This window comes from Psychrobacter sp. 4Bb (assembly GCF_002836735.1).
Lineage (GTDB): Bacteria > Pseudomonadota > Gammaproteobacteria > Pseudomonadales > Moraxellaceae > Psychrobacter.
This window is the reverse complement of record NZ_PJAS01000053.1, coordinates 1-24,694: the sequence shown is the minus strand read 5'-3', so window position 1 is coordinate 24,694 and position 24,694 is coordinate 1. Positions and strand designations below refer to the sequence as shown.

Annotated in this window: 14 protein-coding genes; 7 read left to right on the top strand and 7 right to left on the bottom strand. The window is 41.3% G+C overall.

What is annotated here, in order from left to right; all coding sequences use genetic code 11:
* The first annotated feature begins 78 nt into the window (after window positions 1–78).
* Window positions 79–726 (top strand): TerD family protein, encoded by a 648-nt coding sequence (locus tag CXF60_RS04235; protein ID WP_102090932.1) that lies wholly within the window; start codon window positions 79–81, stop codon window positions 724–726.
* Window positions 727–852: 126 nt separating this feature from the next.
* Here the strand turns inward: CXF60_RS04235 and CXF60_RS04230 are convergent, their stop codons facing one another.
* Complete coding sequence (locus CXF60_RS04230; protein ID WP_102090931.1) at window positions 853–1,836, bottom strand: ion transporter; 984 nt, start codon at window positions 1,834–1,836, stop codon at window positions 853–855.
* Between the two features lie 714 nt (window positions 1,837–2,550).
* On the opposite strand from CXF60_RS04230, the gene CXF60_RS04225 reads away from it, so the two are divergent.
* On the top strand, window positions 2,551–3,177 hold the full coding sequence (locus tag CXF60_RS04225; RefSeq protein ID WP_102090930.1) for an OmpW/AlkL family protein: 627 nt from the start codon (window positions 2,551–2,553) through the stop codon (window positions 3,175–3,177).
* A gap of 192 nt (window positions 3,178–3,369) precedes the next feature.
* Here the strand turns inward: CXF60_RS04225 and CXF60_RS04220 are convergent, their stop codons facing one another.
* On the bottom strand, window positions 3,370–5,091 hold the full coding sequence (locus CXF60_RS04220; protein WP_102090929.1) for a 2-oxo acid dehydrogenase subunit E2: 1,722 nt from the start codon (window positions 5,089–5,091) through the stop codon (window positions 3,370–3,372).
* A 28-nt stretch (window positions 5,092–5,119) separates the two neighbouring features.
* The gene (gene aceE, locus CXF60_RS04215; protein WP_102090928.1) at window positions 5,120–7,930 is read right to left on the bottom strand and encodes a pyruvate dehydrogenase (acetyl-transferring), homodimeric type; all 2,811 of its coding nucleotides are present in this window, start codon (window positions 7,928–7,930) and stop codon (window positions 5,120–5,122) included.
* Between the two features lie 543 nt (window positions 7,931–8,473).
* Between aceE and CXF60_RS04210 the strand changes: the two genes are divergently transcribed.
* The 5 genes from CXF60_RS04210 (at window position 8,474) to CXF60_RS04190 (ending at window position 19,817) form a co-directional block, all read left to right on the top strand.
* A complete protein-coding gene (locus CXF60_RS04210; protein WP_102090927.1) occupies window positions 8,474–10,489 on the top strand; it encodes a hypothetical protein in 2,016 nt (671 codons plus the stop codon).
* 269 nt (window positions 10,490–10,758) lie between these two features.
* Window positions 10,759–11,223 (top strand): hypothetical protein, encoded by a 465-nt coding sequence (locus tag CXF60_RS04205; RefSeq protein WP_102090926.1) that lies wholly within the window; start codon window positions 10,759–10,761, stop codon window positions 11,221–11,223.
* 80 nt (window positions 11,224–11,303) lie between these two features.
* Window positions 11,304–13,454 carry a beta strand repeat-containing protein gene (locus CXF60_RS04200; RefSeq protein WP_102090925.1) on the top strand — a complete coding sequence of 717 codons (2,151 nt, stop codon included), beginning with the start codon at window positions 11,304–11,306 and terminating at the stop codon, window positions 13,452–13,454.
* A gap of 130 nt (window positions 13,455–13,584) precedes the next feature.
* Window positions 13,585–18,885, top strand: a complete 5,301-nt coding sequence (locus tag CXF60_RS04195; RefSeq protein WP_102090924.1) for a DUF11 domain-containing protein — start codon at window positions 13,585–13,587, stop codon at window positions 18,883–18,885.
* A gap of 155 nt (window positions 18,886–19,040) precedes the next feature.
* Window positions 19,041–19,817: a hypothetical protein gene (locus CXF60_RS04190; protein WP_102090923.1), complete on the top strand. Its 777-nt coding sequence runs from the start codon at window positions 19,041–19,043 to the stop codon at window positions 19,815–19,817.
* 115 nt (window positions 19,818–19,932) lie between these two features.
* Here the strand turns inward: CXF60_RS04190 and CXF60_RS04185 are convergent, their stop codons facing one another.
* The 4 genes from CXF60_RS04185 to glpK form a co-directional block, all read right to left on the bottom strand.
* The gene (locus tag CXF60_RS04185; RefSeq protein WP_102090922.1) at window positions 19,933–20,625 is read right to left on the bottom strand and encodes a TetR/AcrR family transcriptional regulator; all 693 of its coding nucleotides are present in this window, start codon (window positions 20,623–20,625) and stop codon (window positions 19,933–19,935) included.
* A gap of 236 nt (window positions 20,626–20,861) precedes the next feature.
* Window positions 20,862–21,884: an endonuclease/exonuclease/phosphatase family protein gene (locus CXF60_RS04180; RefSeq protein WP_102090921.1), complete on the bottom strand. Its 1,023-nt coding sequence runs from the start codon at window positions 21,882–21,884 to the stop codon at window positions 20,862–20,864.
* Window positions 21,885–22,151: 267 nt separating this feature from the next.
* Entirely contained in the window at window positions 22,152–22,664 is a 513-nt protein-coding gene (locus CXF60_RS04175) for a hypothetical protein (protein WP_057759401.1), read from the bottom strand.
* Between the two features lie 247 nt (window positions 22,665–22,911).
* Window positions 22,912–24,522, bottom strand: coding sequence for a glycerol kinase GlpK (glpK, locus tag CXF60_RS04170; RefSeq protein WP_102090920.1), 1,611 nt, complete (start codon window positions 24,520–24,522; stop codon window positions 22,912–22,914).
* Window positions 24,523–24,694: the final 172 nt, after the last annotated feature.

Genomic DNA, 24,694 nt, shown 5'->3' with positions numbered 1-24,694 from the left:
GCTAACATCCGCACGCCTTAAGTAAGCAAACATCAAATCTAGATAACGGTTAGAAACTAAGAATAAAAAAGGAAAGTTATGTCGACCACTGCCCCATCACCACTGTTGTCAGATAGTTTACGAGGACTGGGACTAGACGCAGGGACTTTGTTCTTTGCGCTCAATTATGAATTTACCAAAATTGAGCCAAAAGGCATGTTTAAGCGCTTTAAGAAAAATAAAAGCGCGATGGATATTGATTTGGCTTGCGTGTTATATGATGACAATTGCGTCATCAGTGACATCGTTTGGTTTAAGCAATTACGAGATAAAGCTGAGTCGGTCAAGCATCAAGGTGACAGCTTAAACGGTAAGGATCGCGGAGAGCAAGCCATGTATCTTGCCCCCCTTGATCAAGAGCAAATCAGATTGGAGCTTGAGAAAATTCCCGCTCATATTACTCATATTGGTTTAATTGCCAACTCATACCACGGTCATTCGTTCTCTAGGGTGAAAAAAGGCGAAATTCACCTGAGTGACGATGAAGGAAACCGTTGTTTTGAAGTCAACCTTAAGCAGCTCCCACGCGACTGCATCACGTTATGGGTAGCGCATTTGCGTCGATCTGTTGACGACTGGCATTTAACATTGCAAAACTTACCACTTACTGCAGAAGATCTAGCCGATGCAGCACAAGAAGTGGCTCATGAGTTAGCACGTGCACTGCCCATTCCTCAGGGGATATAAGAGCAACTAGTCATCGAATATAAAAGAGGTCTTATGCTATGCAAACATAAGACTTCTTTTATGGTCAAAATATTAACTACAATTAACTGCTAAAAACCTATCTCTCATAAATCATTTAATACTTGCCTATAAAACTTCACCGCAATGCGGACAGAAGTTCTTTTGGCGCGCTTCAACTTCTTTTTCACGCCGTTCAAGCTCTTGCTCTCGCAGTACCTGTAAGACGATATTTTGTGCCTGTTCTTTATCTAAACCCAGCTCTCGACGAATTTTATCAATCATCATCTGATTCTGTACCAGATCGAAATCGCTATCAATTAACTGCTCACGAAAGTGCTGTTCAAGCTCTTCACGGCGCTGAGCCAGTTCATTCGCTAATCCTGTCGCTAGAATACCAGCCGGTAGGGCTGCGAGACCAACGCCCAATATCGTAATGACGGCACCCAATATTTTGCCCGCATTAGTAATTGGCGTGACATCTCCATAGCCTACTGTTGTCAGTGTCACTACAGCCCACCACATCGCTTTAGGTATGGACTCAAACTCGTCTGGCTGTGCGTGATTCTCCACCAGATAAATACCGCTAGAGGCAGTCACAATCATAATAATAAGAATAAAGATAACAGCCTGAAATGAGCCTCGCTCCTTGCTAATCACGACTAGCAAGATGCGCATTGAAGCAAAATAACGAGTCAATTTTAGGATTCGAAACAAACGTAAAATACGTAAGAAACGCAAATCAATATTGACAAAGAAATTCAAAAAGGCGGGCACGATGGCTACTAAATCAATCAACGCTGATGGGCTTCTAATCCAATCCCAACGCTGTTTCCACGTAGTATTGTCAGGCTTGGCTTCAGCAACACTCCACAAACGCAATAAGTACTCAACAGAAAAAACAACGATAGAAAAGTTTTCAAATAAGGTGAAGTAATCTTGATAAGGGTAATACCATTGATCGACAGACTCCGCTATCACAGCGGCTACGTTAGTCATGATCAAAAATATGAGAAAATAATCGACGTAACGGCTAAATAACGTGTCATGTTCTTCATTTTGTAAAATATCATAAACAAAATGACGCAAGCGCCGTATAGATTGGAATAACATGCCAGCCCTATGCGGTGAAATACCGATTTGATATTAGTAGAATAAAACAACGGTCAAACCATAAAAACCAAACTTTCATCACAGGACATAGGATATATTTGCAGCAATCATCCGTGACTTTTATCAGAAGCACTTCATTTCAGTACTGACCTATCCATTATTAGCCATGACTATCGGCTATACAAAATGCAGATAATAAATATAGACCGATACCAGCAGTATAAACACAATTAGTAGAATAGAGAACCTTAAGAACTGTTCGTCAGCGCGAAGCTGTTGGCTAATATCTTGCGCAGGTATCAAAAACAAGTGACATTCAGGACAACAAGAGTCTACCTGACTCAGTATTTTCATCGTACGCGCATTCGTACAGCGTAGAGGGGAGTTACTGCAATAGCCAAGCATAATATATTGCACCTCTTGTTGAATCATAAATAAGAGATACCGACTTACGTCAATGACACTTACTTAAAAAGCAGCTTTTGCTGTGTTTAATTATAGACTGTAGACAATTGAATTACACTTAAATGTAATTTATTGCAGAAACATTGCTAATTTACATTCAAAACCTTACCAACAATAATGATTTTCGTATTATAATAGAGATTAAATGTTACAGATTAAACTTTAATCATGACATTATGTATCAGTAGCTAATGCCATCCCTCATTAGCAAACTGCTGATAATTTTTTATTACGTTAAGGAATGAAATGATGAAACTACAATCCCTAGTTTTAGTAACTGCTGCTGCACTTACAATGACAACTGCTTTTGCTGTCCCAGCTGGTACTTGGTCTGTTGCTGCTGGTGCACACTATGTTGATCCTAAAAGCAACAACGGTACTCTAGATAACGGTTTATCTGTTGATGTTGATGGTGATGTACGTCCTACTATCAGTGGTGAGTATTTTATCGCTAACAACGTTGGTGTCGAACTACTAGCGGCGCTTCCATTCCATCATGATTTTGATTTAAATAGTGCTGATGGTACAAAAGTTTTAACAGGTAAAACACAGCACTTACCACCTACTCTTTCTGTACAGTATCACTTCGATAACGGCAGTATGCCAATGAATATCAAGCCTTTCATTGGCGTTGGTGTGAACTACACAACCTTTTTCAAAGAAAGAATTTCTACTGGTGGTGACTTAGACCTTGATGATAGCGTTGGTGTGGCTGGTCATGTTGGTCTTGATATTCCTTTTGCTCCTACCGAAGCTTTCCGTATCGATGCTCGTTATATGGATATCAAAACGGACGCTACTTTAGATGGTACAAACCTTGGAGAAATTGACATTAGTCCTTGGGTATATGGCGTAGCATTCGTTAAACAGTTCTAAATTAGTCAAAATATTATGTGTAATAAAAGCCAGCTACCAGGCTGGCTTTTTTGTGCCCATTAATGATGGCTATTACTAGTTACTCTAGCTACTAAGCAATTATTTGCAAAAACGGCTAGGATCCTATAATGACAAACAATCTTCATAAAAAAAGACCACCCGTGGGCAGTCTTTTCTAATTACTAGTTAGCTTTAGATCAAGATACGACGTGGGTCTGCTAATAGCGTTGCGATATAACGAGTAAATACAGCAGCGTCTGCGCCATTGATCACACGGTGATCATAAGACAAAGACAGTGGCAGCATCAAACGTGGCTCAAAGCTTTGTGTCTTCGCATCCCAACGTGGCTGCATACTTGCTTCAGAGACACCTAAAATACCAACTTGTGGCCAGTTGACTAGTGGCGTAAATGCCGTACCGCCCAAGTTACCTTGGCTCGATATGGTAAAGCTTGCCCCTTGCAAGTCTTTAGTGCTGAGCTTCTTATCACGAGCTTTTACTGCAAGCTCGCCGATCTCAATCGCAATTTGCTTCAGACCTTTATCTTGTACGTTTTTGATAACCGGTACAATAAGACCATCATCTGTTGCCACAGCAATACCCATATTGACACTTTTACGCAATATAACCTGAGTATTGTCATCGCTTAAATGACTGTTGAATCGTGGATGCTGGGTCAACGCGTAAGCAGTAGCTTTAACCACAAATGCCAAGATAGTAAAGCCAACACCTTCTGCTTTCATGCCACCTTTTAGCTCACCGCGTAGTTTTTCGGTCTCAGTGATATCAGACAGATCGAACTGCGTTACTTGCGGTAGCAAAGTATTGTAGTTGAGCTGTGGTATCGAGACTTTCTGCAAGCGGCTGAGGTCTTGTGTTTCTGTTTCACCCCAGATTTCAGCATTACTCATGTCAGGCAGCTTCGGTAGACCTGAGCTAACAGGATTACTGCTCACAGGTGCCGCTTTCTGCTTGGTTAGACTATTCTTAACATGTGCAAACAAGTCTTCTTTTAGAATGCGATCGTTTAGAGCTGAACCATTCACTTGTGTGATATCCACACCTAACTGACGCGCTAGTTTACGGACGGCAGGACCTGCATACACATCAACCAATTTTTCATTGACCTGTGCTTCAGTTAACTTACCCTCTGTTTTGCTAGCAGCTGTATCAGTATTGGTCGGTTTGGCCGCTTGCTTTGGCTCACCAGTAGTTTTAGCAGCTGGCTTATCTTCTGTTTTGGCTGGTGCTGACTCTTGTGTCTTAGGATCTTCAGATTTACTATCACTAGCATCATCTGTACCACTTGCTATGATGACGATAAAGTCCTGACCATTAGCAACCATATCACCTGCTTCGACCAAGATTTTTTCAATCTTACCGGCAACTGGCGCTGGTACTTCAACCGAAGCTTTATCTGATTCGATTAGCAAAATCGACTGTTCAGCGCTAACAGTATCACCAACGCTCACCATAATTTCAGAAACTTGTGCCTCATCAACACCTAAGTCAGGTAATGCATGAGTAGTTGCTTTACCAGCATTAGCGGCTGGCTTGGCAGCAGACTCTGATTGCTTTGACTCAGTTGTAGCAGGTTCAGGTTTTGATTCTGGTTTAACATCGTCTGTGCTGTTCGCTTCTTGCTCTTCAGCAGCAGCACTGTCATCGTTGCTTTCTGCGCTATCATCTGCGCTTTCAAGCTCAATCAGCACCATACCTTCGCTGACTTGATCACCGATAGCAACGCTAATCTTAGTCACTTTACCAGCAGCAGAGCTTGGTACTTCAACCGATGCTTTGTCAGATTCTAATAATACAATGTTGTCGTCTTTTGCAATGACATCACCAACTTCTACCATAATCTCGCTGACTTCGGCGCTATCCACACCTAAATCGGGGGCTTTAATGTCCATGATTTATTTCCTCGTCTTATGGTTATTATTATTTGACATCTTTATCATCAAGTACGTTTGCATCTGCTTGATCTTCAGCACGGCCTTCATTACTGATTTCATCATCGTCTTCAGCGATAAATTCAGGTACAGGATTTGGATTTACGTTACCTGGCGCTGGTGCATCTGGAGACTGATCATAGTAAGACTGCTGTTGCCATGCAGGTGGATGATCCACATCGATACCTAAGCTTGAAATCGCGTCTTTAACCAAACGCATCTCAACTTCGCCTTCATCGGCTAGACGTTTAAGCGTTGCCACAACGATATGCGCAGCATCAACGTTAAAGAAACTACGTAGGTTTTCGCGCGTATCAGAACGGCCATAACCATCGGTACCCAGAGTCGTATAAGGACGGTTATCTGGTAACCAAGCACGGATTTGCTCTGAATAGTTACGCATATAATCTGTCGCTGCGACCACAATACCTTCGTGCGGTGCTAATTGCTCAGTAACCCAAGGTACTTTCTCTTCGTCCATTGGATGTAGACGATTGTAGTCATCACAAACCATACCGTCACGAGTCAGCTCGTTAAAGCTGGTTACACTCCAGACGTTAGACGTAATATTAAACTCGTCTTTTAGTATCTGTGATGCTTTTTGTACTTCGCGTAAGATAACGCCAGAACCTAATAGCTGTACTTGTGTTGAACCATTGTCCTCTAACAAGTACATACCACGTTTGATACCTTCTTCGGCACCTTCTGGCATTTCAGGTTGCTCATAGTTTTCGTTCATCAACGTCAAGTAATAGTAAACGCGCTCGCCTTCACCATACATACGGCGTAAACCGTCATGCATAACCACAGCTAACTCATAACCAAAGCAAGGATCATAGCTGACACAGTTTGGCACGACATTGAACAGAATTTGTGAATGACCATCTTGATGCTGTAAGCCTTCGCCATTAAGTGTCGTACGACCAGCAGTTGCGCCTAACAAGAAGCCCTGTGCTTGGCAATCACCTGCCGCCCAAGCCAAATCACCCACACGTTGGAAACCAAACATTGAGTAATAGATATACATCGGAATCATCGGTAATGCGTTCACAGAATAACTGGTCGCTAATGCAATCCAAGTACTCATTGCGCCCGCTTCGTTGATACCTTCTTCTAACATATGGCCATCGATGGCTTCTTTATAGCCCATCAATGCTTCGCTATCTTCTGGCGTATATTTTTGTCCGACCGCAGAGTAAATACCCAATTGACGAAACATACCTTCTAGACCGAAAGTACGCGCTTCGTCAGGTACGATTGGTACGACGCGATCTTGGATGTCTTTGTTTTTAAGCATTGCAGATAGCAAGCGCACAAATACCATCGTTGTAGATTGCTCTTTACCATTGCTGCCTTTTAATACCCGATCGAACATTGATAGTTCAGGGATATTTAGTGGAATATGACCACTACGGCGGTTTGGTAAATGACCACCTAACGACTCACGACGACCTTTTAGATACTTCATCTCCGCCGAACCTTCTTCAGGGCGGTAGAACGGTAGAGTCTCTAACTGCTCATCAGTAAATGGCAAATCAAAACGATCACGGAAATACATGAGCGCCTCTTGATCAAGCTTTTTCACCTGATGCGATTTGTTGACTGCTTGCGTTTGTGCAGATAGACCATAACCTTTAACGGTCTTAACCAAGATAACCGTCGGTTGGCCTTTGGTTTTCATAGCTTCGCTAAAGGCAGCATAAACTTTAACTGGATCATGGCCACCGCGGTTCAGACGCGAGATTTCTTCGTCAGTCAACGCATCTGCCATTTCTTCTAGCTCTGGATATTTACCAAAGAATTCTTTGCGAGTAAATTCAGGCGTACGAGCTTCATATAGCTGATACTCACCATCCACCACTTCTTCCATACGTTGTTTAAGCACGCCCGTATGATCTTTACCAAGTAATGAATCCCAGTTGCCGCCCCAAATAACTTTGATGACTCGCCAGCCTGCGCCGCGGAATACTGACTCTAGCTCTTGAATGATTTTACCGTTACCACGGACTGGACCATCAAGACGCTGCAAGTTACAGTTAACTACCCATATTAGGTTGTCCAGCTTCTCACGACCAGCAAGAGAAATGGCACCTAGGCTTTCTGGCTCATCCGTTTCACCATCACCTAAGAATGTCCAAATCTTACGACCTTCTTTTTCTAGCAACCCACGGTTTTCCATATAGCGATGTACATGGGCGTGATAGATAGACATGATTGGGCCAAGTCCCATTGATACCGTTGGGAACTGCCAATAATCAGGCATTAGGTATGGATGCGGATAGCTTGATAAACCTTTACCACCGACTTCACGGCGGAAGTTATCAAGTTGATCTTCGGTCAAACGACCTTCTAGATAAGAGCGTGCATAGATACCTGGTGCTGAGTGACCTTGATAATAGATCATGTCACCACCGAAGTGATCGCTAGCGGCGCGGAAAAAATGGTTAAAACCTGTTTCATAAAGCGTTGCACTAGAGGCAAATGTCGCTAAATGACCACCCAAGTCGTCATCATTTTTATTGGCACGCATGACCATGGCAAGTGCATTATAACGAATCAAAGCACGTATCTTACGCTCCATGCCTAGATCGCCTGGGTACATTGGCTCATCTTCAACAGCGATACTATTGACGTACGCAGTGTCTAGTCTGTTGAACGGAAGACCTTCTTGAACTGCCATATTGTATAAGGCTTTTAGGAGGAACTGAGCACGGTCCTTGTCTGCGTGTTTAACCACAGACTCAAAGGCTGCTAGCCATTCCTGAGTTTCGGTGCTATCAGCATCCTTATAATAATTCATTCTTGTTAATCCTTTTATATCAGTCATACCTACCTAATGGCAGGGCTTCATTGAAAAATGCATGATGAGAGATTGGTTTACTTATGACATCCTTGCTACGTCCAAGCATTCCATTGTTTTGTGCGATGATATACAGCTTGATTATAAAAATAGTATTACTTGTACCGACAAATGCATCAAATTAACACACCTATCAAATCGTCATAATGCTATAGCTATTCGTTTAATCGTTATTTGACTATGACATTCCATTATAAGCGTTTACGGGCTAGTTGTTTATGGCTGTAGAGAAATGATGAAATAACAAGTATTTTTTAAATAAATAATGATTAGTTGTTAGGTAAATATTTATGTAACATGACTGTAACTGGTCATAACAAAAGTACCATTTATCTATTTAATATACTTTTTTACAGAATTATCTAGTAATATGTTAACTTACATAATATATACATTTTACCAACTAACGAAAATAATTAGTATATGTATGGAACTGAGATATAGAGATACATATAACAAGCCTCGATTTATGGGATAAGTAATATGCGCCAGACTCAATGCTTTTTAAACTTAACAATATCAGAATTATTCGATAAATACGTATTTAAGATATTGGCGTCATTAATGCTTGTTTTCATGCTTTTAGGCAGCAACTTAGCTTTTGCCGAAAGCGCTCCAATATGTCCGAGTGGACATGCTATGTACTATTTGGGTGCAAAAAATCTTGGTACTACTCCAGAAGATAAGTTAACGTTAAGCTGGTCTGGTAATACAAGCAATTATAGTACTACTTATACATTTAAAAATAATACGACCATTAAACTATCTTTTTCTGATATTAATTACCTCAGAGATGGTTATCCAGAAGCTAGTATTTTCGCTGGCGTTACAACTAATGCTATTAACATGCGTCACAGCAGCCAACAGATTGCTATCAACCATCGGTTAACTGCTCTTATAAATAAGCCTGTATCAAAATATGGTTTTGTTGTTCAAGATTTGGATTCAAATGCAAGTGGCAGATATACTGAGTCAATGTCTATTGTCACTGCAGGTGGTTCTTTTAGCAATTACAATACTAATTTTACCCTAACTAATTTAAATAAGACTATTACAGGTAACCAATGGCCAAACTGTAATCCTAGTAGTCCATGTAATTTTAACATTGAGTGGGAAGCTAAATCGGCAAATACCCCATTTGTCGCTACGCATGGTAATCCATACTCTGGTGCATCTACGACTACATCAACCGGTGATCATGCAGTAGGTTATTCCGATTTCTACTTCTGCCTCGCGCCGCCCAAACTTATCGTAAAAAAAGCGTTGAGTAGTACACGTGTCAACACTAACGATCAGTTTGAAATAGCAGTTAGTGGTGGAGCGTTAGCTGCCAATAGCTTTACTACTACTGGTACAGGATCGACAATCACTAACGGAACCAGTGCAACGTTTACATTAGCAGATAGTACAAGTTATACCATTACTGAGCGTGTGATGAACGGTACGACCCTAGGTGATATAGCAAACTATAATGCGACTTACGTTTGTAGTAATGCCACAACAGGTAGTACCACAGTAATGCCTACTGCTGCTATGACTTATAATGCCACAGCTAAAACTCGCTCATTTACCCTTGCCAATGCCACTTTTGGTGATGAGATAACTTGTACGATTACCAATACCCCAGGTAACTATACTTTTACTGGCTTTGTATTCAATGATAATGGTGGTATAGCTAGAAGCACTAACCCTGATACAAAATCTGATATTTCTACTACTTTTACTGGCAACTCAAAATATTTCAATGGTATTTTTGACAATGGCGAAACCGGAATTGGAAGTACCATTGGTCTAACTATAAGTCTAACCAATTGTGACGGTGTCAATATAGGCGGTACTACCTCTCAAACTAACTCTGACAATCCATTAGGGCAATATAAATTTACTGTGCCAGTAAACGTTATAGCAGCACTATCGCCTCAAAAAGTTTGTATTGTACAAGCAGAGCCAGATCCTTGGGTTTTCAGTGTTGATACTACGCCAAATATTCGTAATATTGACTTGCAAGCTGGTAAGTTAGATTACAAGACAGAAGGCTCGCTAAACTTAGACTTTGGAGAGGTTGAGGGAGATTACGCAGCATTAGTACTTAGAAAAGCACAATACGTTAATGACTGCCGTTCAACGCTCAATTATACCGCTACTAATATAAATACTGCAGGAAATACAGATCCTAGATCTGGCTTTAGCGAGAGTGGAATCAGCGGCAGTGATTTAACTCCTGGTCAATGTATTGCCTATAGGATCACGGCGACTAATCGTGCAAATCTTACGATTAATAATTTCGTGATGCGCGATGTATTGCAGAAGAAAGGAGAGAATAATGCTTTAGTTACCTCAGTATTAATAGGTGTATCTAATGCTTCCGACTATGCTAATGATAATGTCCCTATCGGTAAGAACGGAACCGTTAAAACTACAGAATTTGTATTAAATCCAAAAACTTTTCGTAACTTCTATTTCAATACTAAGTACGGTACTACTGTAGATGTTCAGTAACTATTATTTCTTGCAACTTTAAAATATTACTGATTTTTTTCTAACCCAAAAAGGCCCTGTCTACCCAGACAGGGCCTTTTACCGTTTAGCTACCTCGAATTACCATTTGTCGTCTTTATAATGAATATTTGTATTGGTTACGTGACAATAGCCTAAAGGGAAGATGTGTGCTTTTTACAGACGATCCTGATATCAAATTATAGACAGTTTCACTATAGCCCAAAGCATTAACATCCCAATGATAGCAACGATATAAGAAAGGATTTTATATGAAACGTTTCAAGATTCTACGCAATGTTCTATTGGCCACTATAGCGTCTAGCTCTTTACTAAATATAGCGCATGCTGAAGACGCTCTAAAAATGGAGTTAACGTCTAATCAAGTTGTAAAAAACTCGGAAGGTAAGACGATTTATACACCAGTACGTACCGCACCAGCAGGTACAGTAATCCAATATAAAGCAACTTATACCAATACCATCAACAAAGATATTAATGACTTGATGGTAACTTTGCCTATTCCTACTAACATGGCATTTACTGGTGAATCAATCCCTGCAAGCGCACAAGCTAGCACGGATGGTAAAAACTACGCTGATATGCCACTGATGCGTAAAGTAGATGGCAAAATGGTCAAAGTTCCATATTCTGAATACCGTATGTTACGCTGGAATATCAAGCTGTTACCAGCTAAGAAATCTGCAGCCGTTGCTCTTAATACTACCGTCAATTAGTTCAGTAGCTATTAAGCCCTCAACTCTTTCAAAACTCTACTTTTTAATCTAAGTCCTTACCATCTCTTTTGGAGCATTACATGAAATCAAATACTTTTAACTACAGCATGCTTGCTGTCGGTGTTGCGGCTGTTATGGGTCTATCTACTGGAGCGAATGCTGCAAACCCTACTGGCGGCACTTCAGGCTCTTTTAACGTTACTAACAAAGCGACAGCTTCTTATACAGTTGCAGGTAGTGATGCTCCACAGAATGCCGAGTCAAACGTAGTTACAGTAAATGTTACTGAAACAGGGTCGTTCTCTCTAGTCTCAACCGTAGTGGATGATACAAAAGATGATGATTTTGGTAAAGACCGTCCTATCAACGCACAAGCAAACTCAACAGTAGACTTCACTCATACACTAACTAACGGTGGTAACGTTAACGACACTTATAAAATAACGCTTGCTAATGCAGTTGGTGATAACTTTGATTACAACCTTGGTAATAGTGTCATAAAGTATCAAAAGGTTAATGCTGCTGGTACTAACGTTGGTAATGAAATCACTATTGTTAATAATGAATCAATTGCGCTAGCGCCAGGTGAAAAAGCTCTAATCACAATTACTGCTCAAGCTGATACTAAGCGTGTTGCTGATACTAACGGTATCCTTACGGTTACTGCTGAAAGTACTTATTTAAAGTCTAAGCCTGCAAACACTGCTTCTACTACTTATACAGCTGTCAACACTGATAATGCTTTAACTAAAACACCAATCTATGCGATTACCAAGTCAGCTACGACCAACCTTGGTAACAAAAACTTTGACTTAAATAATACCAGTGCTTTTGTTGACTACACTATTACTGTCAAAAACGAAGGTAATCTCGACGGTACTGCAATTAGCATCTCAGATGATCTACCATCAGGTTTGGTAGCGATAGCATCAGGAGAAGCAAACTATAAAGCGCCTACTGTTGCAACGTCTAACGGTAGTGCGACTGGTACAGCTGTTCTCTCAAACAGTAATAAAACCGTCACTGTAGCTGGTCAAAACGTCAAAGTAGGCGAAACTATTACAGTTACTTTCCGTGCGAAAAAGGCTACTGACGCAACAACTAATAGCTTATTTACTAACTATGCAGTTGTCAAAGACAATACTAATAGTGATGTAAATGCTAATACCCCTGATATCATCGATAGATCTGATGATGGTGTGACGCCGGGTGGCCTAACAGAAAGCACTTATGAAAATACAGCTACACCTCTAATAGGTAAGGATGATAATACCAACGCGACGGTAACAACGACTAATCAGACTCGTGCTATTGCTATCACCCCAGGTGCGAACAAAGAAGTAGCTCTAATCACACCTACAACAAATAACGATGTTGCCAACACTTACACTTATACCATTACAAACAACGGTACTGATATCACGGAAGCAGCAGGTACAGGTGACAACGATAGTTCTGTCAAACTTTCTATCAAGCCAACTGCGACTAGAAATTCTGGCATTATCGATGATCCTAATATCAGTATTACACGTGTATATGTAGATGCCAACAATAATGGTAAGTTTGACACGGGTGAAACTGAACTTGTAGGCGTAAACGGTATTTATGAGTTGAATGCTGCTACTCCATTTGTGACAGGTAGTACTACCAATCGCAAAGGCTTAGCTCCTGGTGAGAGTGTCAAAATTGGCGTGCAAGTTACCACGTCAGGTGAAGGGAGTAACGATTCAAACTCTACACAAGCTAATGTAAATAACATAGGCGATTTTGAAACTTTAACCCTATCTATCCAACCTAAGGGTCCAGTTAACGGTACCGCTGTACCTACTAGTACTTCTGATAATCCATTGTCTACAACGTCTACTACGATCATGCAGGGCATTAATCTAGCGAAATACCAAATAGTAGATAGTTGTGGTGCAAGTCCTGCTGTTAACTCTGCTGCATGGGTGACTGGAAATCTAACAGCGACTGCTGCTCAATGTATCTTCTATAAATTAGAATCTAAGAACACTTTCACTGATAGCGCTAGAGTTATTAATAATCTTGTCGTATCAGATACTTTGGCACCTACGCTAACGTATCAAGCCAACAGCTTTTCAGCCTCGCCGACGGCAACTGACCAGTCCCTTGGTCAGACAATAAAGGTTACATTTGCAACGGTAAATGCTGGTGCAACAGCCAACGTTGTATTCTCTGCAAAACCTTCACAAACTGGTACTAATCAATAAATAATTCAATCTATTTATCTACGAGTAGTAAATGCTACTCATAGATAAACCCTCTAGCTTGACCTAATCGATTTTGATGAACCAAGCTAGAGATTTATTACCTCTTTATGTTTTATTGGATAAGCGACATATGACTCTATCAATTATGACACCGTCTAATCGTACTACGTTGCATACAGCGAAGATCTCTGCGCTGACGGCTGCAATGTTGCTTATGCAATCAAATATGGCATTTGCTGCGCCAAATACTCTTGTACAAACTATCAATAACATTGCTAATGTAGATTATGCTGTTGAGTCTCTCAAACAAAACGGCATTTCAAATCAGGTAGAGGCCAAAGTATCAGATCTACCTGAATATGGTATTAGTTTGACTCAGCAAGCTCTACTTACTGTCATGCCTAATACAGAGGTAAGTTGGGTCAACGTATTAAGCAACACTAGTTATAGTAATCAGACTGTTGAGCTAAGGCTAAGTGGTATATCACCAACTCTATCTAATTTGAAGGTCTATCAAGATCTGAATAAAAACGGCATCGTCGACAGCACCGATAGACAGCTTATTTTTGATAACATGAGTGCTCAGATTAAGCTCGGTCAGAGTGAAAGCATTCAGTTTATCGTACAAGCTCTATCAGATGCTAATGGTAAAGATGGTGATACTGCTGACATCAAGATCGGTGCAGTTGTCGTAGAAGATAAGTCAGTAACAGCAGCAAGCGATAACACTACCAACAGCTTGGTCATCGTTGAATCTGGCATCAAATTCACCACTCCTAAGTTTGATGAGAATAAAACCACTTCACAAATCGATGAAAACGTCTATATCGATGCCAGCTATGTACAATGTAATATTAACTCTAATGACCGCGACGAAGTATGGCTCACTATTAAGTCAGCTAACCCGCCCGTTGGTAGTGGTGATAGCTATACCCTGAAGGCTATTGAAACGGGAAACAATACTGGTAAGTATCGTATAGATGCCTCTACACAGAACAATGCTAATGCTATTAACGACAGTATCATCCAAACCTTAAAAGGTGACATCTTAACTGCTACGCTAGATGCCTGCGTTGAACCTAGCGCTGACCCCATTCTCATTGATATCAGCAGCAGTATTGCTATCGTCGATGACACTCCTTCTTTAAGCGTCACCAAAGAAAGCGATGTCAAAACTGCAGAGCTTGGTGATTATGTCAGCTATACCATCGATATTACCAATAACGGCAAATCAACTGCCTATGATGTACAACTAAAAGACGCTTTACCACGTGGTTTTGACTACGTTGAGAACAGTGTAAGTGTTAGTCCAACGGCTGATATTGATATCAATCAAGCGCAGACTACTGAGTTTAAAGCTGATGGTAAATATCAGGTATTGAACTTAGGAAACATGGCAGTTAACGAAAGTAAAAAAGTTACTTATCGTGTACTCATTGGTGCGTCATCGCTAGGTGGCGATGGTATCAACCGCGCCACCGCTATTGCTAAAAATGACCAAGGTCAAAGCGTCGGCTCAAGAGAAGCTCAGTGGAAGATTGATGTAGAGCGCGGCGTGATGAATACCGATGGTATTATCGTTGGTAAGGTCTATCATGATATCAACCGCGATGGTATTCAACAGAAAGAAGACGGCGAGCTTGGTGTCGCTGGTGTACGTATCTATATGGAGAACGGCAACTTCATCGTGACTGATCCTGAAGGTAAATATAACTTCTATGGTATCAGTGCCAAAACACACGTACTAAAAGTCGATCGTACTACTATCCCTAGAGAGACTGAACTGGTTACCCAAAGCAATCGCAATGCTGGTGATGCCGGTAGTCGTTTTGTTGATTTGAAATACGGCGAATTACATCGTGCTGATTTTGCAATCGTTGGTGGCATGGCAGATAGCCCTGAGCGCTTAAATCAAGAGTTGGTTACTCGTAGTAAATCAGTAGGTGCTAAGAACGATACCCTTGAGCAAGCTATCAAGACTGAGCTAACACTAGAGCCAGACTACGATACCGACAACACTGACAATGTAGATGCTAGTGGCTGTAATATTAATGGCGACTTAGATATCGGCAACAGCTGTGATTCAGCTATCGTTAATGACATGGCCAATCCAGCAGATAGCCATGTTGATATGACAGTCACCACTATTGCGCCGCCAGTAGAGAAAGAGCTCGAAGAATACTTAAAAGAAGTGGCGAGTAACGATGTTACCTTCATCAACCTAAACGAAGGTCAGCAGCTTAGCACTTATAAACAAATGGTACAGGTTCAGGCACCCCTTGGATCTGTGTTCACACTATATGCCAACGGCAAAGCTGTATCAGAACAAAAAATAGGTAAAACTGCTGAGCAAGAAAAACAGAATGTAACGGCTTTCGATTACTATGCTGTTGACTTACAACGTGGTAAAAACTCCTTGCGCGGTGTCGCGACTGATATAAATGGTCAGGTCATTTCTGAGCAAACTATCAAGATATTAACGCCTGATAGCTTACAAGCGATTGACTATCGTACTCAAGATAGCTTAGTCCCAGCCGATGGCATGAGTGAATATCAAATCGTCATCAGCCTAAAAGATCGTGATGGTCGTCCATATATTGCATCAACTCCGATTACTATCGATACAAATATCGGTCGAGTTAATCTAAAAGATGGCAGTAAAGACCAATCTGGTACTCAAGTAACCGTATCCGGTGGTGAGCTACTAATACCAGTAACCGCACCTAGCGTACCAGGTAAGGGCGAGCTAGTAATTGACACTGGTAGTAGCAAACAAATCATTCCGTTACAGTTTACTGCTCAACTACGTCCACTACTTGCTGTTGGTATTGTAGAAGGTGCTATTTCACTAAAAGACTTTGATGGTAGCAGCATTACCGATGCTCAAGGTGCATTTGAGCAAGAGCTAAATGACTTTGCTGGTAATGATGATTACACAGCTTCTGGTCGTGCCGCGATGTTCCTCAAAGGAAAAGTACGCGGCGACTATCTGCTAACACTTGCATATGATAGTGATAAAAAAGGCGAGCGTTTGTTCCGTGATATCGATCCTGGCGAATACTATCCTGTCTATGGCGATTCATCAGCTAAAGGCTTCGATGCGCAGTCTACTAGCAAGCTTTACGTGCGCCTTGACAAAGGTCGTTCGTTCGCTATGTATGGTGATTTAAAAACGCAAATTGATAACGATGAAGGTATCAAGCTTGGTCAATACAACCGTACATTAACTGGTCTAAAAGCTCAATTTGAAGATAGCAACACTCGTGTTACTGCCTTTTTAGCAGAGACCAGTACTAGCCAACGTGTAAATGAGACTCGCGGTTTGGGCATTTCAGGCCCATATCCATTGGCTGAGAACTTCGATGCGGTATTAGAAAACTCTGAAACGGTTGAAGTTATTACTCGTGACGCTAACAACCCTGGGCTTATTATCAATCGTGAGACGCTTACTCGCTTTGCTGACTATGAGATTGACCCTATCAGCCGTAGCTTATTCTTGACGGCACCGATTGCTAGTCAAGATATCGAAGGCAACCCTATCTATATCCGTGTCACTGTAGAAGTTGATGAAGGTGGTGAAGATTATTTGGTCGGTGGTATTGCAGCGAAGCAGCAACTAACGAATAAAGTCGCCATCGGTGGTAGCTATGTGAATAGCGATGACCCATTGAACAAAGAAGAGTTGGCTAGTGTCAATAGTGTTGTTAAATTCAATGATAAGCTAAAGCTGGTCGCTGAATATGCGATGAACAAAGCTGAGAATCCAAACTTTCAGTCAAGCAATCAAATCAACGCGACAGAATTGACTGATAGTGATGTTGAAGGTAACGCACTACGTATTGAGCTTGATTTTGATAATAAGAAAAATACGCGAGCTAAAGCTTATTATAATGATGCTGACGAAGGTTTTGTCACTGGTGCATCACCGCTTACTGCTGGACGTACTGAGTCTGGTGTAGAGTTTACTCATACTTTAAATGATAAGCAGACTGCTCTTAAGTTAGAAGGCGTACGCACAGAAGAGCATACTACTGACGCTAGCCGCGAAGGCGTGCAAGCAAGCGTTGAGCATCGTTTAAGCGAAAACATCGTTGGTGAAATTGGGGTTCGTTATTATAAACAAGACGCGACTGCTGCCTCACGTAATACTCAAGCGGCGACAGACGTTGTAGATATTACAGACGACACTCTGTTTAATGATGACATCATCAATCAGTCAGCGTTAAGCAGCGTTAGTAACGCTGAAGAAGATATTGAAGGTACGACTGTTCGTGCTCGTATTACCTCTCGTCTACCTAAGTTGAATGATAGCTTGGTATTTGCAGAGTATGAGCAAGATATCGAAAACAGCTCACGTAATGCAACTTCTATCGGTGGTGAGACACCGCTCGGAAATCTAGGTCGACTATACGCACGTCATGATTTGATTAATAGCCTATCTGGCACTTATGGTCTTGATGATACAGATGAGCGTCAACGTACTGTTTTTGGTTTTGACGCGACTTACATGAAAGATGGTAAGGTTTATAGCGAATACCGTATGCGCGATGCCATCAGTGCACGCGAAGCAGAAGCAGCCATTGGTCTAAAAAACAAGTGGTATGTTCAAGAAGGTCTAACTTTAAATACTTTATTTGAGCGTGTCGAGTCTCTGGAAGGTGAAGAAAGCAACACTGCAACAGCGGCAGGTATCGGTGTTGAATATCTTGCCAAAGAGAACTATAAGGCATCAGGACGTATTGAAAAACGTTGGGGCGAAACAAGTGATACGCTACTTGGTAGCGCTGGTATCGCCTATCGCTATACCGATGAGGTTACTTTCTTAGCCAAAGACATCTACTCACGCACTGACTATAGTGATGGCGATCGCACTATCAATCGTTTTCAGCTAGGTGCTGCATATCGTGACTACGATAGCAATCAGTTAGATATGCTTGCAAAATTCGAATATCGTTTGGATGATAATAATACTGGCGATGACGCTTACCAAAAAGACACCATGATTTGGTCATGGAATGGTAATTACCATCCTACGCGTCCGTTGACGTTGTCTGGACGGTATGCTGGTAAGTATACAGAATACGAAGCAGACAGCTTAACCAGCGATAACACGGCTCACGCTGTTTATGGCCGCGGTCTTTATGACATCAGTGAGCGCTGGGATATTGGTTTACAAGCAGGTACTTACTGGAATGATCAGGCTAATGACTTGGCTTATATGCTTGGTGCAGAAGTGGGTTATAGCCCAATGACCAACCTTTGGTTATCACTTGGTTATAATTTCATGGGCTTTGAAGATGAAGATATTGCTTATGACGACAGTACTCAGCAAGGTGCTTACTTTAGATTGCGCTTTAAGTTCGATGAAGACTTATTCAAACGTGAAGACCCACGTAAGAACCAACGTCTGAGCAGCAATTCTGCATTTTAATTGATTGATACTAATGATACTGTCGTAAGTACAACCTTATAACAGTATCATGCTTGTCTTATGATGAGTTATTTTGTCATTCGATAAACAACTAAGTCAGCCCTAGTAATGGTAAATAATACCAACGTTTATTACCTTAACATAAGGTTTACACCATGTTTGATTCAGCCATCAAAGCAGCACCTTTCAAGCGCTCAGTATGCGTTACACTATCAGCTTTATTTTCGTTGACCTTTATGCAGCCAGCTTTAGCTAAGAGTGAGACTGTCCAAGTAGCTAACTCAACTAGCATGGGTGAATATTGCCGCGATGATAGTCAGACCCAAGCACGCTCTTATAGATATCAAAGCGAACAGCAGCGCCTATTAAATTGTATGGTAACGCAGTTAAAACCTTATCAACAAAAAGACAAGACAGTAGCTCAACAGTATTTCGCATATAAAGCGCAAGCGTGGTTGAACTATGCTATTCATCAAAACAGTATGAATAGCCGCTCATCTGCTGGTCAAGTTGCGTTAGAAATGGCAGAGCCTATATTGCAAGCGCTAGATAATGACACGGTACAAGACTTGGGCCTGCATCGAGATATTCCGTCTACCTCTGCCTTGATGCGCCCTGATTTATGGGCAACTTTAAGCGCGCTTAAAGACGGTGATGGCATAGCGTCAGCACCACGTGAGATGGCTTTTAGTGAAGTGGCTTTAATTTGGGCTGCGACCAATCAATGCGCGCGAGGCTGGCGCGAATCTGGCATGCATTTTCGCATGGCTGATCGCTGGCTTGAGCAGGCCCGCGAAGCTTACGTCAATGCCAATGACTCACAGACGAACGTAGCATTAGAGAAGTCAATAGTCAGTTACCATAAGCAGTACTCGCCTTTAGACGCGAGCGATGGTACTTGCCGTGGACAAGATTTGATATCTAATCGTTAAAAAACAGCTGTTTTATTAGAGATATTAATCTCTATTATTTCTAATCTTATGCTAAAAACTAGACGTAAAAAAGCCGACATATTTGTCGGCTTTTTTATTTTTAAAGTGAGCTCAATTAGCGGTTTTTACGTGGTAACTTTTCTGGTAGATAACAACGTAAATAAGCAATAAATGCTGTATTTGCTTCTTGGATATACTCTTCAGTAATACTCTGATGGCGGCGATATGACAAGGTGAATATGGCATTTACGATGCTATAAGCAATCAGCAATGTATCTTGGATATCATGGAAGTTTGGCATTTCATAACGCTCTGACAAACGCTTGTAAACTACATCAACAATTTGATGATCCATATCTTCACCAAAGCTATCACCTTCAAAATCAGGTGTATTAGTGTCATATATAAGCTTGGCTTTGGTCTCATCATTATGGAATATCGTAATACAATGATCGATAAGCGCCGTTAGATACCCTTGCCATCTGTCATAGTTACCAATATCGACCGTCTCTACCATCTCTAATATTTCAATCGCATTTAAAAAGCGTAATGCTAAAAATATTGCTTCAATATTAGGGAAGAAATGATAAGCAGAAGCTCTTGGTATGCCCGCTTCTTCACACACAGCTGCTAACGTAATATCGTTAATAGCATGTGTTTCGCTCAACTTTTTGGCACCAGCCAATAGTTTTTGACGACGTGCACGACCTTGCTGGCTAGTAAACTTAAACTTATTAGGTACAAGCTTCTTTGCCAATTCCGAATCTACCAACACATCTTCGATCTTTTCGTCTTTGTTATCACTCATTGTAAATCTCTTAATGTTACGCCCTATTTTATAAATATAATCTTCATTGAATAGTATTTATCCTCAAATAAAGGATGGTTGACTGTTGGCTAAAATATAAAGCCTATATGGTCACTACTATATTCAATGCAGAGGCATCATAAACGCTTGTATAGCATCAAGCAAGGGACATGAATAGGTTAAAAACAATAATACGCTCAGCAATTTAATAGAGCTAACCGTCTAATTTTATAAAGTTAATCTTTGAGTTTTATTTTCGCCCTTATAATACCATGATCGGTCACTCTATCGTCATAGTCCCATTTCAAATGATCATTAAAATAATCGACTCGTTCAACATGACCGAGCGAAAACTTACTATCAGGCAAAAACTCTTCTGAGACAAATAACTGGTCGATAACTTCTGGCATACCTTGATATATATGGGTATAGGCAACATCTTTCATCCAGCCATATCGTGCCTGAATCCGAGCAGCATCAAAAAGTGCAACATCACGCATACTTTTATCGTAATTAACCTCCCCAGTTTCTGTCATCAACTGAGTAGTCACGCTACCTGTGACATCATTCATATCGCCCAATAGAATCAATGGTTCACGGGTATGTTGCAATCGCTCTATGATAGACATACGGATAGAGGCCGCTTCTGCCGCGCGCATACACAAACTACGAAGCTTGGCGCGAACTCGAATATTTGGATCGTCCATGTCTTCTAATAAATCACCGTTTTCGTCACGTAAGAAGAAAGCACGCTTGCTTTTTAGATGCGCTGTAATAATAGTAATGGGCTGTCCATACGCGTCAACATGTAATACTAATGGAGGACGGTTGAAGCGTTGATAAGGACCGATATCAGGTACATCAATAATGGCTTTTGGTGCTATATTTTCTAGCAAACTGGTTTCTAACTGCTCAAATCTGCTGATAATACCGACAGCAGGTGTATTCTGTGCACCCATGCCTTTGGTGTATATACTCGCGCTATCATTACTTGCAAGTGGAATGACCGCATGCTCGGGCTTGAAACCTAGTGAAATAGCCAGTGCCTCTAATGCATTACTATCCCAAACCTCTTGTACTGCGATAATGTCAGCATGCGCTTTAGCCAATAAATCTGTAAGACCTCGCAGCTTATGTTCATAGGCTTTATCGTTATAAGCTGGCGCATTTTCATAATAAGTTCGATTAGGGTTCGCAAAGTTCAGCAAGTTTGCCGTTGCGATATAAAACTGTTTATTGCCTTCAGTGTTATTACTCATATATTCCCCATCGTTCTCATTATTATAGTACATAATATTCACGTATGTGTATACGCTGCAAATTTTATGCCTAAAAAAAACTCCCAAAGTTAAGCCTTGGAAGTTTTAAAATAGCATAAATGTTGATAAGTAGATTTACTAATAGAACTAGACATACAATTAATCTATTTTAGGTAATGGTATAGCAACCTCTAATGTTAGCTAATTACTAAATGCATTGGCTGCCAAGATGTTTGCCTAACCATTCTATTAGTTACCTAAAATTTCTTATGATACGCGGTTCCATGCATCACGTGATGCTTGACGCGCTTCGTTCCATTCCATACGAGACTCGCCTTTTACTTCGTGCCATGAACGCTCTAAATCTGCTTCATGATCTTCAAAACGAGCATCTACTGGATAACGAGCACGGTTCGCATAACCAACTGCATATGCTGGATGCAAGTCACGGTCGAAATCGTATTCTTCTCTATGATAATCTGCATTTGCGTACTCTGCACGCCAATACGCTTCTTCGTGAGTTGGGTCAATAGCTTCTGCTGCTGCATGACCTGCGCCGCCACCAACGATAGCACCAATAGCACCACCAATTAACGTACCTAATGGACCTGCCATCGTGCCAATCGCTGCACCTGCTGCTGCGCCGCCTACACCGCCGATACCTGTACCTACTGGATGCGAGCCTGGCTCACCAGTAATGATGTCTGCGTTTAAATCTTCTTTTGTCTCTTTTGACATATGTTTTACTTCACTGCGATCGATAGCATCATGGTTACTCATAGTATTTTCCTTAAATTATTTATTATTTATTGAATTATTTATTTGCTAATTATTAGCGGTCTTACTAAATCCAATTGAAGTATAGAAATTTATAGGTAAGGACAGATAGGCCGATTTTGTAAACTGTGTCCGTATTGCGATTATCTTGCGTTACAGCCTGTATCTTTATCACATTTGTGTACGGCAGCCTCATACTTTGAGTAATTATAAATGTACGATCACAATAAATTTACTAAGTAAATCAATCTTATAACGGCATTAGAGACCTTTTGATAGCCTGCTGCCATTTAGCAAGATGTCGCTCACGAGCATCAGCCGACATACTTGGTTCAAACACGCGATCTACCTGCCATGAAGCTTTCATGGTCGATTCGTCATATAACCCAGTTTTCAGTCCTGCGAGGAGTGCTGCGCCTTTTGCCGTAATCTCTGTATCTCTAGGACGTAATACCGGAACACCCAACAAATCTGCCTGAAATTGCATGAGCAAATCATTATTTGCAGCACCGCCATCTACTCTCAGCTCAGTCAAAGGATGAGGGCTGTCTTTTTGCATAGCGATAAGCACATCATAGGTTTGATAGGCAACGGCCTCCAATGCAGCGCGTGCAATATGTGCCTTAGTAGTACCGCGGCTCATACCAGTGATGCTAGCGCTGATATCAGAACGCCAATAAGGCGCGCCCAGTCCAGTAAAGGCCGGTAATAGAACGACATCTTCGCTACTGTCTACTTGACGGGCTAAGTCTTCGACATCACTACTTTGCTGAATCATACCCAAATTATCACGCAGCCATTGAACGATAGCCCCTGCCATAAAGACACTGCCCTCTAGAGCATAAGTGACTTCCTTTTTGGGCGGTTGTAGCATGCGTTTGCCTGACTGTACGATTTGATCAAATGACAAATTGTCTGGACGAATTGGTGACGTTTTACGTTGCCATGCGATGGTGGTTAGCAGTTTATGCTCACTCAATTTTGGCTGTTGGCCAATATTCATCAGCATAAAACAGCCTGTACCGTAAGTGTTCTTAGCCATGCCTGCATCAAGACAACCTTGCCCAAAGAGCGCTGCTTGCTGATCACCCAATACCGCTTGAATGGGTATTTGCTTTGCAAACAGACCTTTTTTGGTTTTGCCAAAATCACCGTCGGACGATAGTACTTTAGGCAATATATTCATAGGTATAGCAAATCGGTCACAAAGTGTCTCTGACCATGCCAGCTTATGGATATCAAATAACAATGTACGAGAAGCATTGGTCACATCGATGACATGCTCCCCGCCTGTGAGCTTATAAATCAGCCAACTATCAATCGTGCCGACCGCTATCTCACCTCTGCTGGCTCGTACACTCAGCTTCGGGTTGTTTTCGAGTAACCAAGCAATCTTACTGGCGCTAAAATACGGGTCTAGACGCAGACCTGTAATACGCTGTACTTCATGTGCCATGTTGACGCTATCAATGCTCTGATGCACAGGGTCATTCATGTTATTGCTAGCACTTTCAGCAGCGAGCGTCTTACAGTAATTTGCGGTACGCCTGTCTTGCCAAATGATGGCTGGAGCCAGTGGCTTACCAGTTTGCTTATCCCACATCACAATCGACTCACGCTGATTGGTAATTGCAATACTGGTAACATCTGTGGCAAGCAGCCCTGCCCGATTAATAACATCATGTGCACAGCTAATCTGAGTTTGCCAAATCTGCTGTGCATCTTGTTCAACGAATCCAGCTCTTGGTGTTTGCAGCGTCGTTGGCTGTTGTACCATTTTGATAGGACGCGCATGATCATCGTACAATATCGCGCGACTCGATGTGGTCCCTTGATCCAACGCTAAAATATACCCTGCCATGACACATCCTCTACTAATATTATTTATTCTACTTAATAGCCATTTAGTGACTATTCATTGACTGATGCTTATTAATTGCTACTGATTGAGTATTTTCTATTTGTTAATTACTACCTAAATGTTTTCATAGTGAGATTAAAAACAAAATCTATCTAAAAATAAATCGCGCGAA

Coding starts and splice junctions, on each gene's coding strand:
- CXF60_RS04180 (WP_102090921.1), bottom strand. CDS start 21,884: ATGAGTAATAACACTGAAGGCAATAAACAGTTTTATATCGCAACGGCA.
- CXF60_RS04220 (WP_102090929.1), bottom strand. CDS start 5,091: ATGGACATTAAAGCCCCCGATTTAGGTGTGGATAGCGCCGAAGTCAGC.
- CXF60_RS04200 (WP_102090925.1), top strand. CDS start 11,304: ATGAAATCAAATACTTTTAACTACAGCATGCTTGCTGTCGGTGTTGCG.
- CXF60_RS04230 (WP_102090931.1), bottom strand. CDS start 1,836: ATGTTATTCCAATCTATACGGCGCTTGCGTCATTTTGTTTATGATATT.
- CXF60_RS04195 (WP_102090924.1), top strand. CDS start 13,585: ATGACTCTATCAATTATGACACCGTCTAATCGTACTACGTTGCATACA.
- CXF60_RS04185 (WP_102090922.1), bottom strand. CDS start 20,625: ATGAGTGATAACAAAGACGAAAAGATCGAAGATGTGTTGGTAGATTCG.
- CXF60_RS04205 (WP_102090926.1), top strand. CDS start 10,759: ATGAAACGTTTCAAGATTCTACGCAATGTTCTATTGGCCACTATAGCG.
- aceE (WP_102090928.1), bottom strand. CDS start 7,930: ATGAATTATTATAAGGATGCTGATAGCACCGAAACTCAGGAATGGCTA.
- CXF60_RS04175 (WP_057759401.1), bottom strand. CDS start 22,664: ATGAGTAACCATGATGCTATCGATCGCAGTGAAGTAAAACATATGTCA.
- CXF60_RS04190 (WP_102090923.1), top strand. CDS start 19,041: ATGTTTGATTCAGCCATCAAAGCAGCACCTTTCAAGCGCTCAGTATGC.
- CXF60_RS04210 (WP_102090927.1), top strand. CDS start 8,474: ATGCGCCAGACTCAATGCTTTTTAAACTTAACAATATCAGAATTATTC.
- CXF60_RS04225 (WP_102090930.1), top strand. CDS start 2,551: ATGAAACTACAATCCCTAGTTTTAGTAACTGCTGCTGCACTTACAATG.
- glpK (WP_102090920.1), bottom strand. CDS start 24,522: ATGGCAGGGTATATTTTAGCGTTGGATCAAGGGACCACATCGAGTCGC.
- CXF60_RS04235 (WP_102090932.1), top strand. CDS start 79: ATGTCGACCACTGCCCCATCACCACTGTTGTCAGATAGTTTACGAGGA.